Origin of the sequence: Brachyspira intermedia PWS/A (assembly GCF_000223215.1) — a bacterium.
In the GTDB taxonomy this organism is placed as follows: domain Bacteria; phylum Spirochaetota; class Brachyspiria; order Brachyspirales; family Brachyspiraceae; genus Brachyspira; species Brachyspira intermedia.
The window spans coordinates 1412840-1430172 of sequence record NC_017243.1 but is presented as its reverse complement, the minus strand read 5'-3'; the positions used below and the strand labels follow the sequence as shown (position 1 = coordinate 1430172).

The window sequence follows — 17333 nt, the reverse complement described above, 5'->3', positions numbered from 1 at the left end:
AAGTAAATAATGTTCATAACAAGCAAAAACACAATAGTTGAAGCCATTTCAAAAGATTTAGTTCAAACTTTATATATAAAATTTCCAGTTTCAAAAAGAGAAAAAGACATTATAAAATTGGCTGAAAAAAAGAAAGTGCCAATCAAAAATGTTGATAAAAATGAAATGGAAAAAATTGTAGGAAAAATTTATTCAATAGCCGCTGATATAAAAGAAAATGTTGAAATAGGAATAGAAAGTTTTATAGAAAAAGCATTTGAAAAAAGAGAAAACCCTTTAATATTTATATTGGATTCTATAACCGATGTTCATAATTTAGGAGCTATAATAAGAAATGCATACTTTTTTGATGTGGCAGGAATTATAATGCCTAAAGATAATTCAGCACCAATCAATGAAAAAGTTTATGAAATATCGGAAGGGGCTGCCTATCATTTGCCAATATCAATAGAAACAAATTTAAATAGAGTTATAGATTTGATGAAAGATAAAGGTTTTTGGATATATTATGCAAGCGAGAAAGGAGAAACTTCATTAGAAGATTTTAAATTCAATTCTCCTACTGCAATTATATTAGGTAATGAACATAGCGGGGTAAGAGATATTTTGAAAAAAAATTCAGATGGAAGCGTTATAATAAATTCTGCTACAGATTTTGACTCATTGAATGTATCTGCGGCATCTGCTATTATAGGTTATGCCTACTCTATTTACAAATAAATATTATTGATTATATTTTATGAATGTGGTTTAATATTGTTATATAATAATGTATATATTTATTTTTTTACTTGCAATAATAGTAAAAAAGTATATATTAAATATATAGGATATAAAATTTAAGGCATAATATATGGAGATTTAAAATGCCTATAGCACCTTTAGACTTGCAACAATTATATATGCAGCAATCGCATATAGGACGTATGGAGCATACTAGAATGGCTGCAAAAACTATTGCAATGCAGTCAGAAGATAGAGATATACATAGAGATTCTTATATAAAAGATTCAACAGTTGTAAAGTCTGAAAACATATCTGATGAAACTAGGGTTAAAGAAAAAAAAGATGAACAAAGACCCAAAGATCAAGGATATATGTCCTATAGAAAAAAGAATAAAAAAAGAATGACAGATGATACTGATAATAACGAAGGAAACAATACTATAGAAATAGAAGAGGTTTCAGCAACAGAGCGAACTAAAGGTTCTAAAATAGATTTTTTGGGATAATAAATAAGTAATATCTAATTATGCAAATTGTAATATCTGTAATCATTAATATAGTTATATTAGCAGTTACCCTACCGCTGTTTTATATTTATATAGTTTCAAAAGCTAGAGAAAGATTAGAAAAAGAAACCATGTCTAAAGCCAGAGAAGAAATAGAGGCATTGGTAAAAGAATTCAATAATATAGCATTATCTAGAATATCTATATTGGAAGATTCCATAGTAAGAGCTAATAGATTGGTAAAAGAATTAAATAATCTTCAAAATGGAAAAAAAGATAATAACATTAATAAGTCTCCTGCTGTAAAAGAAGAAATAAAAACAGAAGAAAATACAAACAAACAAGAAGAAAAAAAACTCGATGTTTCAGTACAAGAAGCTCAAAATATAGAATCTAATAACTCTAATAAAAATGTAGTAATGAACAATGAAAATAAAAAATTGGATATAAGAGTAGAAGATAATAATATAAAAATAAACTCTAAAGCAGAAAGAAAAGAAAATACAGAAAAAATAGAAAAAGCAGAAAAGCAAGAGAAAAAAGAAGAAACTGTTAAACCTAAACCTAAAAAAAGCAATATAGATACAGCCGCTAAAGCAATAGATGATGAAGCAAGAAGAGAAGTTATAGAAAAATTGAGAAGTAAATTAGACAGAACTATTAAAACCAATATGGCTATATATGATAAGCCTATTGAAGATAAAACTATAGCATTAGTTAATGATCCATTAGATAGTACCGCAAAAGACTATAATAAAAATGATGATATAATTAAGCTATATAAACAAGGTTTAAGCAAAGAAGAAATAGCTAAAAAATTAAATTGCTCTATAACTGAAATAGATATAGTAATAGATTTGAACTTAGATTAATTTTTATATTTTCACATTTCATACAATAAATAATTAATAATATAAAAAAACCGCTTATTAAAATTAATTAACAAGCGGCTTTTTTAATATACGGCAAACTTATGCGTCAGTTTTTACAACTTTTTTCTTATAAATTGTATCAACTATAACACCCAAAGCATTATCACCAGATACGTTACAAGCTGTACCAAATGAGTCTTGAGTGATGTATAAAGCAACCATTATAGCACTCAAAGGGCTGTCAGGACCGCCAAGACCAACCATATAAAGGAATGGTAAAGCTGTCATTATTGAACCGCCAGGAGCACCAGGAGAAGCTATCATAGCGATACCAAGCATAGCAATAAATGGAAGTATAGTACTATAAGTTATAGGTATCTGATTCATTAAACATACTGCTGTAGCACAGGCTGTAATTGTTATCATAGAACCGGCCATGTGAATATTAGCACAAAGAGGTACTACGAAATTTCTTATTTGCTCAGATATACCGTCTTTTTCAGCACATTGTAAATTAACAGGTATAGTAGCAGCTGATGACTGTGTACCTAAAGCTGTAGCATATCCTGCTATTTGGTTTTTCATAAGCATAAAAGGATTTTTCTTTCCTATTGAACCGGATACTAAGAATGCTATTAATAAATAAAGTAAATGCATTATAATTACTACTATGAATACTTTCCATAATATACCTAATATTACAAAAGTTTTTCCTGATCTAGTCATATCTACAAAAGTACCACAAATATATAAAGGTAAAAGAGGAATGATAGATACTCTTAATACTTTATCTATTATAGTTGATAACTCTTTGAAAACATTATATAAATAATCTCCTATTTCTTTACCTCTCATAGAAGATATTCCAAGTCCTATAATGAAAGCAAATAAAACTGCTGCCAATGTATCCAAAAGCGGTGTAACGGTTATTGATAAGTAAGGACTAACTGAATTTCCTGCTGCTGCTGCAATTTTTTGAATATCATCAGCACTCATAAAGCTAGGAAATAAATTGAATGCCACTAAAAATGATGCTGAACCTGCTATTAAAGTAGATCCATAAGCTAAAGCACAAGTTACAAGTAATAAGAAACCAGAGCCTTCTTTTAAGTCTGCTATACCCATAGATACATAAGAAACAATCATCAAAGGTATTACAAATTTTAGGTAGGAGCTGAATATTCCCGAAGCTGTAACGATAATTCTGGATATTACTTCTGGTATAAAATGCTGTCCGAAAAATATACCAAGTAAAATTCCAATAATCAGTCTTGGAACTAGACCGAGTTTAAACTTTTTTTCCATTAGTTTCTCCTAATTAGTAGTATATATTATATAATATAATACAAAAAAATTAATTTGTAAATAGATAGTACATTTTTTTAAATATTATCATATATAATAATATTAAAAAACATACCATATTACTATATACAATATTAAAAAAGATAAAATATCACTAAAACAAACAATATATGTAAACAAAAATATCATAAATGTAAAAAATATACTAAATTATTCCTTAGAAACTAAATCAGATGTACAATTTGGGCATTTTACAGCATTAATATTTATAGTAGAATAACAATAAGGACAAACTTTTTCTTTTAACTCTTTATCATCTTTTTCTTTTTTTGTAGATTTTTCTTGTATTTTATTGAATAGTTTGATAATTATAAATAAAGATAAAGCGGTTATTATAAAACTTATTATAGCATTAATAAATACACCTACACCTATGACAACAGCACCTGCATTTCTAGCAGCTTCTATAGAACTATAATTACCTAAAGTATCAGTACCTTTTTTATAACTATAAATATATTAGAAAAATCTATACCGCTTAATATCATACCTATTGGAGGCATTAATATATCATCTACAAAAGAATTAACAATTTTTGTAAATGCCGCTCCAATCACTAAGCCTACTGCCATATCCAATATGCTTCCTTTCATAATAAATTTTTTAAACTCTTTTATCATAATAAAATCCCAATAATATTTTTATGATATTATATATCAAAAATAAAAAAGAGGCAGTAGAAAATACTGCCTCAATTTTTCAATAAACCTCGTATATATATTTTATAAATCAGTTTTCTATTTTATTATCTGTAATAGTAGTATCTCATTCTGTAGCTATTTAATTGTGCTAATTGTTCATCTGTAAGAACATCTAAAACAGCAACATCTTTTTCAATTCTAAGATAATCTATTTCTTTTTCTAAATCTTTCTTTTGATTGATTAAGTCTTTTATTAAGTTTAAATCAATATCAATTTTTTCTCTTTCTAATTTGAATTTATAATCAATATTTCTTTTTTGATATTCTAAATCATTGATTTTTAATTCATACTCATAAAATATCTTGCTCATTTCATCAATTTGCTCATCTGTCAAATATATTCCAGCATTTCTGCACATTCTGTATATATCACCTCTTGCTCCAGGTCTATGTCTTGGAGGGACAGGTTCTCTATCTCTAGGAGCTGGAGGAACTGGCTCTCTATCTCTTGGAGTAGCTTCATATCTGTATCTAGGTTCATTAGCTGGATCTGGTGCTGGCGGCTGTGCAAAAGCAATTGATGATATTAAACTAATTATAAAAAGTGATAATAATATTTTAGTTTTCATTTTCAATCTCCTTCAATAAAAATAATAATTTCTAATTTCTATTTGCTTTATTAGACGTAGTTTTTTCATAAAAGTTCCCAATAAATATAAAAAATTATAAAAGTATTGATAAAAACATAATATTATTATATAGTAATACTCTATAGCAATATTTATTTAAGAAGGTTATAATTATGGAAGTATATGATATAGAAATGATAAGAAATTTTTATAAAGGATATTCTAATAAAATTAATAATATAAAATCTAAATTAAACAGAAGCCTAACATTATCAGAAAAAATTTTATATGCTCATTTATATAATGAAAATGATATAAAAGATTTTAAAAGAGCTGAAGATTATGCGGACTTTAGACCAGACAGAGTTGCTATGCAAGACGCCACAGCACAAATGGCACTCCTTCAATTTATGAATGCTGGAAAAACTTCTTCTGCAGTACCAGCAACAATACATTGTGATCACTTAATAGAAGCATGCAAAGGTGCTGAAGAAGATTTAAAAAACGCAATTAATACAAATAAAGAAGTTTATAATTTTTTGGAAAGCGTTGCTAAAAAATACGGACTTGGTTTTTGGGAGGCAGGTTCTGGAATAATTCACCAAATAGTATTAGAAAATTATGCTTTTCCTGCAGGTATGATGATTGGTACAGACTCTCATACACCTAATGCCGGAGGACTTGGAATGCTTGCTATAGGTGTTGGAGGAGCTGATGCAGTTGACGTTATGACTGGTATGGAATGGGAATTAAAAATACCTAATATAATAGGGGTAAAATTGACTGGTTCATTAAGCGGCTGGGCTAGTGCTAAAGATGTAATACTAAAATTAGCTGGTATTTTAACAGTTAAAGGCGGTACTAATTCTATTATAGAATATTTTGGTGAAGGTGCTTCTACCCTATCCGCCGCTGGTAAGGCTTCAATATGTAATATGGGTGCTGAAGTTGGAGCTACTACTTCAATATTCCATTATGACAATAATATAAAAGAATATTTAATTTCTACAGGACGCGAAGAAATTGCCAAACTTGCAGATGAAAATATTAATAATTTAAAAGCTGATGAAGAAGTATATAATAATCCAGAAAAATATTATGACAAAATAATAGAAATAAACTTGTCTGAATTAGAACCATACTTGAATGGACCATTTACACCAGATGCTGCATGCACTATAAGTGAGTTTGCTAAAAAAGTAGAAGAAAATAAATATCCTACAGCTATGGAAGTTGGTTTAATAGGTTCTTGTACTAATTCTTCTTATCATGATTTAAGCAAGGCTGCTTCTATTGCCCGTCAAGTTATAGAAAAGAAATTAAAAGTAAAAGCAAAAATAATAATTAATCCGGGTTCTGAAGCTTCATATAATGCCGCTTTAAGAGATGGCATAATTGATGACTTCAAAAAAATTGGTGCTGTTATAATGACTAATGCATGCGGACCTTGTATAGGACAATGGAACAGACAAGAACCTGATAATACAAGAGCAAACTCAATAGTAACATCTTTCAATAGAAACTTTGCTAAAAGAGCAGACGGCAACCCTAATACTCATGCATTCGTTGCTTCTCCTGAAACTGTAATGGCTTTGAGTATAGCAGGAGATTTAAGATTCAATCCTCTTAAAGATACTCTTATTAATGAAGAAGGAAAAGAAGTAAAACTTGATGCACCTGTTGGAATAGCTTTGCCTAAAAATGGACTTAACACAGAAAATAAAAAAAGACAGAATGCCCCTGATAGTAATATAGAAATTATAATAGATAAAGATTCTAAACGTTTACAATTATTAAAACCTTTCGATAAATTCAATATCAATGATTTTAATAATATGCCTCTATTAATAAAAGTAAAAGGTAAATGTACAACAGACCATATATCAATGGCTGGACCTTGGCTAAAATTCAGAGGACATTTAGAGAATATTTCAGATAACATGTTAATGGGTGCTGTTAATTTCTTTAATGATAAAACAAACTGTGTATTCAATCAATTAAATAACAGTTATGAGGAAGTTTCAAAAACAGCAAAAGAATATAAAAATAAAAATATATCTTCTATAGTTGTAGCAGAAGAAAATTACGGTGAAGGTTCAAGCAGAGAGCATGCTGCAATGGAGCCTAGATTTTTGAATGTAAAAGCAGTACTTGCTAAAAGTTTTGCTAGGATACATGAAACAAATCTAAAAAAACAAGGTATGCTTGCAATAACATTTAAAGATAAAGAAGATTACAATAAAATACAAGAAAAAGATAAAATAACTATATTAGGTCTTGATAATTTCAAACCTAAACAAAATCTTACTGTTAAAGTCGTTCATGAAAATGGCAATGAAGATACATTTGAAGCAGTGCATACTTATAATGAAGCACAAATTGAATGGTTTAAAAACGGAGGAGCATTGAATAGTTTAATGAAAAATTAATTTATAGCTAAACAAACTATATTTATAATTTTTTAAGTTTTTTATTTGCGGCGGCTTTGCTCAACCGATATGTATATTTTACAATTTTGTGAGCAAAAGAAATAAAAAGACTGCATTTTAACTTAAATTTAGGTTTTGTGCTATATTTAATATATATTCTAATTGTATAAAAATTAAAATATTTGCAACTTTAGCGAAGCCCACAGAGTGTGCGACGGAAAAAAGTTGAATAAAAAAATTATACGAAAAAATATAGTTGTTTTAGCATATAAAAAATAAATAAAAACTAATTAATAATAGGATTTCAATATGAGTAAAATAGAAATGAAAAATGGTAAATTAATAGTACCAGATAATGTTACAATTCCTTTTATAGAAGGAGACGGAGTTGGTGCAGAGATTACACCAGTATCTCAAATGATTGTGAATGAAGCTGTAAAAAAAGCATATAATGGCAAGAAATCTATAGAATGGCTTGAAGTGCTTGCCGGAGATAAGGCACAGCAAAAATTAGGCACTCCTTTGCCTGATGAAACTATAAATACTTTTAAAGAATATCTTATAGGTATAAAAGGGCCTTTAACTACTCCTGTAGGTGAAGGTATGCGTTCTCTTAATGTGGCACTTCGTCAAACTTTGGATCTTTATGTTTGTTTAAGACCAGTAAGATGGTTTAAAGGTACTTCTTCACCTGTAAAAGAACCTAATAAAGTTAATATGGTAGTATTCAGAGAAAATACTGAAGATATATATGCAGGTATAGAATGGAAAACTGGTACTGAAGAAGCTAAGAAATTTTACAACTTCTTAAAAAATGAAATGGGAGTAAGTAAAGTAAGATTCCCAGAAACTTCATCTTTCGGAGTTAAGCCTGTATCAGAAGAAGGTTCTAAAAGATTAATAGCATCAGCCATTGAATATGCTATTGAGAATAAGCTCCCTTCTGTTACATTAGTTCATAAAGGTAATATAATGAAGTTTACTGAAGGCGGATTCAAAAAATACGGATATGAACTTGCTAGAAAAGAATTTGCTGATAAAACTTTCACTATGGAAGAATATGCCGAAATAAAAAAAGAGTTAGGTGAAGATAAAGCAAAAGCAAAATTAAAAGAAGCTAAAGAAAGTGGAAAAATAATAATAAAAGATAATATAGCCGATGCATTCTTACAAAATACATTATTAAAACCTGAAGACTATTCTGTAATAGCTACACTAAATTTAAACGGTGATTATATATCTGACCAATTAGCAGCTATGGTTGGAGGAATAGGAATAGCACCGGGAGGAAATATTAATTATAAAACAGGACATGCTATTTTTGAGGCTACTCATGGAACAGCACCAGATATAGCCGGAAAAAATCAAGCTAATCCTTGTTCATTAATACTTTCTTCTGTTATGGCATTGGAATATTTGAATATGAATGAAGCTGCTGATATGATAATAAATGCATTAGAGAAGTCATTTGAAAGCGGTTATGCTACCGAAGATTTAGCAAACTTTATGGATAATGGAAAGCCTCTTGATACTAAAGAGTTTGGAGAAAAAATTATTTCTCTAATATAATTGATTCATAATTATTTTTTACACATAAAATATACATTATATTTTATAAACTAAAATAAATTTATAAGGAGTTTATTATGAAAAAAGAATATCTACTTTATAAACTATACGATCATTCCAGTAAACGTATAAAAATTGATAGCGAGCTTTTTCAAAAATATAATGTGAAAAAAGGGCTTAGAAATGAAGACGGAACAGGGGTACTTGTAGGACTTACTAATGTAGGTGATGTTGTAGGTTATGAAAAAGATGAAAATGGAAATGTATATCCTATAGACGGTAAATTATACTATAGAGGATACAGCATTAATGATATAGCTGAAGACATATTAAAAAATAATCGTTTCGGATATGAGGAAGTTTGTTATTTGCTTCTTTCTGGTAAACTTCCAGATGAGGAAAGACTTCAATCTTTTAGAGATCTTATAGCTGAAAATATGTACTTAGATAAAAAAACAATTATGAATATAATTGATTTGGAAGGACAAAATATTATGAATATTCTTTCAAGAAGCGTACTTGAAATGTATATTCATGATCCTAACCCTGAAGACTTATCATTGGATAATTTAATGCTTCAGTCTATACAATTAATAGCAAGATTCCCAGCAGTTATTGCCTATGCTTATAATATGTATAAATATAGCGTTAATCAAAAATATTTAAATATAACATTACCAAAACCAAAATATTCAATAGCAGAAAATTTCTTGTATATGCTTAAACAAGAATTTAGTCCTTTAGAAGCTAGAATGCTTGATTTACTTTTAATACTTCATGCTGATCATGGCGGCGGTAATAACTCTACATTTACAGTACGTGTTACAAGCTCATCAAGAACAGATACATATTCAAGCATATCAGCCGGTATTGGTTCTCTTAAAGGTGATTTGCATGGTGGTGCTAATGCAAAAGTAATGGATATGTTTATTCACTTAAAAGAAGTAATAGATAATTGGGAAGATAAAAATGAAATAGATGATTATCTTACAAAAATGCTTAATAAAGAAGCATACGATCATAGCGGTTTAATTTATGGTATGGGACATGCTGTATATACTTTATCAGACCCTAGAGCTGTTATATTAAAAGATTTAGCTAGACAATTAGCAAAAGAAAAGAAAAAAGAATGCGAACTTCAATTCTTAGAATTAATAGAAGAAAGAGCTGTAGAATGCTTTATGAAAGTAAAAGGAGAGAAAAAAAGAGTATGTGCTAATGTAGACCTTTATTCAGGATTCATATATGACATGCTTGGAATACCTAAAGAAATTTATACTCCTTTATTTGCTATGTCAAGAATTGTTGGCTGGTGTGCTCATAGAATAGAAGAGCTTAATTTTGATGACAGAAGAATAATAAGACCTGCTTATAAAAATGTTATAGAACCTCAAGAGTTTATAAGCATGGATAAAAGATAATAAAATATAATTTCTAATAAAAATTTTAAAGGAGTTTTATTTTATATAAAGCTCCTTTTTTATATAATCTAAATTTATATACATTTGAAGATTTATTTTAAAATAAAAGATAATAAAAAAAGAGACTTAAAAAGCCTCTTTTTATTTTTTAATATTTTATACTAACTCTCTACATATTCAATTTTTCTAATATAAGAGTTAAATCTTTTTTATCTATTACAATATTCGCTTCTTTTTTTAGAATCTCTTTAGCACAGAAAGCAGCTTTATTTTTAGCGTATTTAAACATACTCAAATCATTAGCACCATCTCCAACAACTAAAGTATCATCATAAGAAATATTCAAAAGCCTCTGCAATGTTAAAAGCATATTTCCCTTGCTGTCAGAAAACATCATCTCGCCGCCTACTTTTCCAGTAAGTACATCATCTTTAACATGAAATATATTTGAAAACTCGGCATCTAAATTTAATTTCTTAGCAAATGGAACAGTAGCATTTTTAAATCCACCAGAGAAACATACGCATTTATAATCTCTTTTATGAAGCTCTTCGATAATTTCTTTTGCTCCGTTCATTACAGGAAGCGAATTACAAATTTCATTAACAGTTTCTAATTTGATACCTTTTAGTAAAGCTACCCTACTTTGCAAACTCTCAAAGAAATCTAATTCTCCTCTCATTCCTCTTGCTGTAATTTCAGCAATCTCTTTTGCAAAATTAGTTTCCTTGGCTATGATATCCAAAGTCTCACCGTCCATTAAAGTAGAATCAAAATCAAAAACTGCTAATTTCATTTTTATTTATCCTATTAATTATAAACTATATTCTGCTGTAAGTCTTACATATTTAGGATCTTGAACACCTTCTATATTAGAAATTTTTGTTATAACATCATTTCCAATAACTCTATCAACGTTTATTGCCATTATAGATGTACTGCTTCCCTTAATGTTTTCAGATACGCTCATTGAACCAATATTGATTCCATCGCCTGAAAGAACTGTTGCAACTTTTGCTACCATAGCAGGCTGGTTTATATGAGGTACTATCAATATATGAGGCTGAGGTTTGATTATAACATCATAATCATTAAACTTAACTATTCTAGCAATATTTTTAGCTATCAATGATACTGATACGCTTGTTGTTTCTTTATCTGTTGTTAATTTTACTTTAAGTATGCTTGTGAAAGTTGAAGGAGCTTCAGACTTAATAGTTTTTACTTCAATACCTCTTTGTTTAGCAAGATAAGGAGCATTAACATAGTTAACATCTTGGAACATATAAGATAATGCACCTTTTAATATAGCAACCTCAAGAGGCTGAATATCTAAATTAATCAAATCGCCCTGAGCTGTTATTTCAAGAGATTTTATTTTTCCATTAGCTGTCTGCATTATCATTTCGCCTGCATTCTCTGAAATTTTCATGTAATCTTTAACAGGCTCTAATTTTTCAGGATTAAGAGAAGGTATATTCACTGCTGATTCAGTATATCCTCCAGATAGTACCTGTTTTATTTGCTTAGCAACATCCAAAGCAACATTTATCTGTGCTTCTTTTGTACTAGCTCCAAGGTGAGGAGTAAGTATCAAATTATCTTTTTTATATTCAACTAAAGGACAAGTTTCTATTTTAGGTTCATTTACAAATACATCCACTGCAGCTGCTGCTATAGTACCATTTTCTAAAGCATTTTTTAAATCTTCTTCATTAACAAGTCCGCCTCTTGAACAGTTAATAATTATTGCAGTATTTTTCATCTTGCATAAATTATCTTTATTTATAATATTATTTGTTTCAGGAGTTTTTGGTATATGAAGTGATAAATAATCAAGTTTAGGTAAAAACTCATCTAAAGAAGTTTCATAAACAGCACCAGCTTTCTGAACTATTTCTTCTGTAGCAAAAGGATCATATACAATAACTTTCATTCCAATAGCCAAAGCAATATGAACAACCTTTCTTCCTATTCTTCCAAATCCCATAACACCCAAAGTTTTTCCTAAAAGCTCATTACCAGTGAATTTATCTCTGTTCCATTTAGCTTCTTTAGTGGATACTGCAGCAGGTACTATATTTCTTGATACTGCAAGCATTAAAGCTATAGTATGTTCTGATGCTGCAATAGTATTTCCATCAGGAGAGTTTACTACTATTACACCTTTTTCTGTAGCAGCTTCAACATCTATATTGTCCACTCCTACTCCTGCACGTCCTATGATTTTTAAATTCTTTCCAGCTTCTATGATTCTTTTTGTTACTTTAGTTTGGCTTCTAACCATCAAAGCATCGTATTCACCGATAACTTTTACTAATTCATCTTCACTCATAGTAGGAAGAAATACAGCTTCAGAAACATCAGATATTATATCCTTAACGCATTCATTTACCTTATCAGTTATTAAAACCTTCATTATAATTTTCTCCTTATTGTTACTATGCTCGAAAAATCCTATAAGCCCCTCGATAATGAATTATCGAGGCGGATTTTTCTCGCTTCTTTTATTGCTATGTTCGCCCACCTTTAAGGTGCCTAATTGGTTCGCCTATAATAAGCAAATAAATAAATTTATTTGTACGAATGTAGCTTCGGCTCACTTTATTATTACTATGCTCAAAAAAGTATACAAACTCATCAATAATAAATTATTGAATAAACTTTTCTCGCTTTCTAACTATTACTAATAAAAAATTCTAATATAATGAAAAAACATTATATTAGAATATATAAAATAATCAAAACTATTTACTATTATTTATTTAATTCTTCAATTAACTTTTTAACTCCGCTGCCTAATTCAAATTTGTATCCTAATTTTAAAAGGCTAGCCTCTAATGCTCCCATAGCCATTATTAAATCTCTTTCGCATACAAATCCAAGGCTTCCGATTCTAAAGATTTTATTTTCTAAATTACCCTGACCATTAGCAACTATTATATCATAATCTTCTTTCAAAGTTTTCCTTATATCAGGTACGCTTATTCCTTCAGGAGGAAGTATTGAAGTGATAGCATGGCTTGCATTATTATCATCTTCTACAAGCAATTTTAATCCTATAGTTCTTACAGCAGCCCTTAAAGCAAGAGAAAGTTTTTTATGTCTTTTATTAACATTTTCAATACCCTCTTCTTTTATCATTTTTAAAGCAGTATGTAAAGAAGTTATAAGGCTTACTGCTGGAGTAAAAGGAGTTGTATCTTTAGCTAAAGACTTTTTATGTTCAGTCCAGTTAAAATAAAAACTAGGATATTTACATTTTTCATGCATTTTAAAAGCATCTTCGCTTGCAGTTAAAAATGAAAGTCCAGGAGCAATCATAAATCCTTTTTGAGAACCAGATATAGCAACATCAATATTCCATTCATCAGTTTTAAACTCCATAGCACATAAACTTGTTATACCGTCTACAACTGATACAGCACCATGTTTTTTTATAATAGAACATAATGTCTTTACATCATTAGCAGCACCTGTTGAAGTTTCACTATGAGTAAGAGTTACGATCTTTATGTCTTTATCCTTATTCAAAGCTTCTTCAAGCATTTCAGGAGTTATAACTTTTCCAGCTTCAACTTCTACTTTTGTAACTACAGCTCCTCTGCTTGCAGCAATTTTAGCCCATCTTGCCCCAAAATTACCAATAGATAAGCATAATACTTTATCACCCTCATTAATAAGGTTTTCTAAAGCAGCACACATAGCACCTGTTCCGCTTGCTGTGAATAAATATACATCATTCTTAGTTTGGAACACATATTTTAAATCTTCATATACTTCTTTTAATATATTTGAAAATTCTTTGCTTCTATGTGCCATAGGGTGTTTTGCCATTTCTATTAATGCTGATTCAGGTACTGGTGTGGGACCTGGTATCATCAAAAATGTTTTATCTCTCATAATAAAAGTCTCCTTAAAAATCATCAATAAAATAAAAAAATATTTCATATATTATAGTACATATATTTTTTTTACAATACTGTATCTAGTAATATTTATATAAAAATTAGATTATTTATATATAAAATAGTTATTTTATATATAAAAATGATTATTTTTTATAATTTATCTAATATATAAAATATTATACATCATAAAAAATATTCTTTTCATAGTTATATTAATTATATTTAATAATAGTCATACATTTATAATAAAAAACAGTTACAAACTTATAATTAAAAATAATATAAATATTGTATATATTTCATACTAAATATTATATGACGATCATTAATAAAATATATTTAAATGTATCAGTTTTAAATTAATACTTTTTTTATTTATCATAAATAATACATAAAATATTTTAATACAAAACTCCTTGACAATACAGTATCTTTTATATATTATTTAATATCTAATTTTTTATTTATCATAAAAACATACATATAACTTACTTTAATTTAAGGAAAACAAATAATGAAATCATTAAAAAAAGAAATTATATATCCTATTATATTTGCAATTCTTTCTATACTATTTTTCTACAGCAACTTAACATTTTCCTATCTTCAAATGGGCGATGTTATATTATGGGATATTAAAAATATTAAAGATGCAATATTCAGCGGAAATTTATATTTCTGGAATAATGCTTATTTCACAATAGCCACTTCTTCAACAGTGCCTATTCACCCAAAGTCATTATTAATAGCATTATTACCCAATAATATATACCCTCAAGTAAGTATAATGTTTCATATAACTATTATGGGATATGGTTTATTCTTATTCTTGAGAGAAAAGAAATTATCAATAAAAGCATCTATGTTTGGTGCAGTTGCTTTGATGTTTTCAAATGCTATGATAACATTAATACTTCCTGGACACTTAGGTAAATTTGAAACTTACTGTTATTTTCCATTTGTATTATATTTCCTTTCAAAAGCTATGAATAGTGAAAAATGGATTCATTTCCTTTTTACAGGTGCTTTTTTGGGAATAGCATTTTTAGGCGGAGCTTTGGACGTTGCAATGTACTTCGCTTTATTTTTATCATGTTATTTTTTATACTTACTTTACAATAAAAAAAATGATAAGAAAATAATTGAATTTATAAAAACAGATATTAAAAAAATAATTCTTTTATGTGTAAAATTTGCATTAGTAGCAGTATTTTCTTTTTTAATGTCTATACAAATTATAATGGTAACAAAAAATACTCAAGATATGGGAGCAGCTGGAGTTACAGATAAGAATCAATTATGGGAATGGGCTACAAGATGGTCATACCCACCTGAAGAGGTATTGGGATTCTTTATGCCTGGATTCTTTGGATATTATTCAGGAAGTCAGACTCACCCTTATTGGGGAAGAATAGCTAATATGCCCGGAGAACCTAAAACTTCTAACTTCTCTTTAACTTCTGCTAATATTGGTTATATAACTTTTATTTTTATAATATTTGCAATATTTATAAGCAGAAAAAAATACAGTGAAAAATATTTCTGGATTGGTACTGCTTTATTTTTCTTGATAGCAAGTTTCGGAAGATATTTTCCTGTTATATACGGAGCTTTATTTCAAATACCTATATTCCAAGATGCAAGAAATCCTAATAAATTTATAGAAATTATACCTATTCCATTTGCAATTCTTTCATCATTTGCATGCGACTATATATTTAAAGCATTAGAAGCAAAAAAAGAGGATAAGCTATTAAAATATTTAGAAGATGATTATAAATATATAAATATAGCCCAAAAAATTATGTATGCAATAACAATAGTTTCTGCTGTACTTGCATTAATAACAATATTAACAAATGGAATGATATACAATAGTTTTGTAAATGATTGGAAAGAAGCTAATGCTGCATTAATATCAAAAAATATATTCATGTCATTTATAAGATTAACTTTAATATCTTCTTCTGTACTTCTTTTAATCAATAATGCTATTTCATTAAAAGAAGTAACTATAAAAGATAAATTCCTTGTAATAGTGCCATTAATAGGATTTATATTATTCTCTGTGTATGATTTAGGACATATAGGTTTCCTTATAATAGGAAGTATAATAGTATTTTTATATGTTGTAATAGCTAATAAAGATAAATTATTCTATAAATATTTGCCTTATATGTTTATAGCTGTATTATTCTTGGATTTGGCTCAAAGCGGAAACATGTTTGTAGTAAAATCTAATTATGATCAAATGTATAAATCCACTCCTATAGTTGATCATATATTGAATGAAAAAGGAAATGAAACAACAATGCCTATATTGATTCCTTATCTATATAGATACACTACTCATACAATGCCTTATTACAAAATACCTTTAACTGAACCGCCTGCTGCAAGCCGATTATCAAAAGATATTACAGATGTATTTTCAGCATTCAGAATAAATGATTATGTAGGTTATCAGCCTAGACTTATGGATTTGCTTGGAGTAAGATATATTTTAAGTCCTACATATTTGGATCAGTCAGTACTTTCTAATGATTTGACAAAGATAACTGAATATCAGGATCAATTCTCTGCTGCTGTATTATATGAACTTAAAGGCTATAGAAATAAATATGAATTTGTTAATAATGCTTATAATGCAGTAGATTTCAATGACGGACTTGGAAGAATTACTATGCCTAATTTCAATTTAGCTAATGAGGTTGTTTTACTTAATAATTCAAATAATAATATCACTTTGAATAATGGAAATGCAATATATACTGCTGAATTACTTGAAGAAAGCGATAATAAAATAGTAATTAATGTAAAAACTCCTGAAGCTGGTGTTCTTGTATCTAAAGAACGTTATAATACAGATTGGTCTGTAACTGTAAATGGAGAAAAGAAAGAGTTATTAAATGCTAATTTATTATTCAGGGGGGTTTATGTTGATGCTGGGGATAACAATATCGTATTTGAGTTCACACCTACAATGAAATATTTATACAGTACAATAATTTGCTGGATAATATTTATAGTGATTTCTATCCTCAATATAGTTTTATATTTCAAAAAACAAGATAATTAACAATAATTTTTATAAAAATATATATTTTATGTAAAAACAGTCTTAATATTTTCATATTAGAACTGTTTTTTTAAATTTACAGCAAACATATACGATAATATGTAAGCAATAATTATAAAAACAAATACCTTGTAAACAAGAAGTAAAATATTTGTAAAAAATATTGACACATAATAATAAATATG

General features: G+C 28.2%; 12 protein-coding genes and 1 pseudogene. 7 read left to right on the top strand and 6 right to left on the bottom strand.

The window, feature by feature from the left end; genetic code table 11:
* Positions 1-9 precede the first annotated feature (9 nt).
* The 3 genes from rlmB to BINT_RS06255 all read left to right on the top strand — a co-directional run bounded on the left by rlmB (position 10) and on the right by BINT_RS06255 (position 2104).
* On the top strand, positions 10-720 hold the full coding sequence (gene rlmB, locus BINT_RS06265; protein ID WP_014487713.1) for a 23S rRNA (guanosine(2251)-2'-O)-methyltransferase RlmB: 711 nt from the start codon (positions 10-12) through the stop codon (positions 718-720).
* A gap of 146 nt (positions 721-866) precedes the next feature.
* Complete coding sequence (locus BINT_RS06260) at positions 867-1232, top strand: hypothetical protein (RefSeq protein WP_014487712.1); 366 nt, start codon at positions 867-869, stop codon at positions 1230-1232.
* Positions 1233-1252: 20 nt separating this feature from the next.
* Positions 1253-2104: a hypothetical protein gene (locus BINT_RS06255; protein ID WP_014487711.1), complete on the top strand. Its 852-nt coding sequence runs from the start codon at positions 1253-1255 to the stop codon at positions 2102-2104.
* A 99-nt stretch (positions 2105-2203) separates the two neighbouring features.
* On the opposite strand, the gene BINT_RS06250 is transcribed toward BINT_RS06255, so the two are convergent.
* From BINT_RS06250 to BINT_RS06240, 3 genes and pseudogenes are all read right to left on the bottom strand, one after another.
* A complete protein-coding gene (locus BINT_RS06250) occupies positions 2204-3409 on the bottom strand; it encodes a dicarboxylate/amino acid:cation symporter (RefSeq protein WP_041177303.1) in 1206 nt (401 codons plus the stop codon).
* A 210-nt stretch (positions 3410-3619) separates the two neighbouring features.
* A pseudogene (gene mscL, locus BINT_RS06245) lies at positions 3620-4089 on the bottom strand (large conductance mechanosensitive channel protein MscL).
* Positions 4090-4214: 125 nt separating this feature from the next.
* Complete coding sequence (locus BINT_RS06240; RefSeq protein WP_014487708.1) at positions 4215-4739, bottom strand: Spy/CpxP family protein refolding chaperone; 525 nt, start codon at positions 4737-4739, stop codon at positions 4215-4217.
* A 173-nt stretch (positions 4740-4912) separates the two neighbouring features.
* Here BINT_RS06240 and BINT_RS06235 point away from each other — a divergent pair, with 173 nt between their 5' ends.
* The 3 genes from BINT_RS06235 to BINT_RS06225 all read left to right on the top strand — a co-directional run bounded on the left by BINT_RS06235 (position 4913) and on the right by BINT_RS06225 (position 10158).
* Positions 4913-7168, top strand: a complete 2256-nt coding sequence (locus BINT_RS06235; protein WP_014487707.1) for an aconitate hydratase — start codon at positions 4913-4915, stop codon at positions 7166-7168.
* Between the two features lie 309 nt (positions 7169-7477).
* Positions 7478-8737, top strand: a complete 1260-nt coding sequence (icd, locus tag BINT_RS06230; RefSeq protein ID WP_014487706.1) for an NADP-dependent isocitrate dehydrogenase — start codon at positions 7478-7480, stop codon at positions 8735-8737.
* A gap of 77 nt (positions 8738-8814) precedes the next feature.
* Positions 8815-10158, top strand: coding sequence for a citrate/2-methylcitrate synthase (locus BINT_RS06225; RefSeq protein WP_014487705.1), 1344 nt, complete (start codon positions 8815-8817; stop codon positions 10156-10158).
* 169 nt (positions 10159-10327) lie between these two features.
* Here BINT_RS06225 and serB read toward each other — a convergent pair whose 3' ends face one another.
* From serB to BINT_RS06210, 3 genes are all read right to left on the bottom strand, one after another.
* Complete coding sequence (gene serB, locus BINT_RS06220; RefSeq protein ID WP_014487704.1) at positions 10328-10954, bottom strand: phosphoserine phosphatase SerB; 627 nt, start codon at positions 10952-10954, stop codon at positions 10328-10330.
* 18 nt (positions 10955-10972) lie between these two features.
* Entirely contained in the window at positions 10973-12577 is a 1605-nt protein-coding gene (serA, locus tag BINT_RS06215) for a phosphoglycerate dehydrogenase (protein WP_014487703.1), read from the bottom strand.
* Between the two features lie 338 nt (positions 12578-12915).
* Positions 12916-14061 carry a pyridoxal-phosphate-dependent aminotransferase family protein gene (locus BINT_RS06210; protein WP_014487701.1) on the bottom strand — a complete coding sequence of 382 codons (1146 nt, stop codon included), beginning with the start codon at positions 14059-14061 and terminating at the stop codon, positions 12916-12918.
* 522 nt (positions 14062-14583) lie between these two features.
* Here BINT_RS06210 and BINT_RS06205 point away from each other — a divergent pair.
* Positions 14584-17148: a YfhO family protein gene (locus BINT_RS06205; RefSeq protein ID WP_014487699.1), complete on the top strand. Its 2565-nt coding sequence runs from the start codon at positions 14584-14586 to the stop codon at positions 17146-17148.
* Positions 17149-17333: the final 185 nt, after the last annotated feature.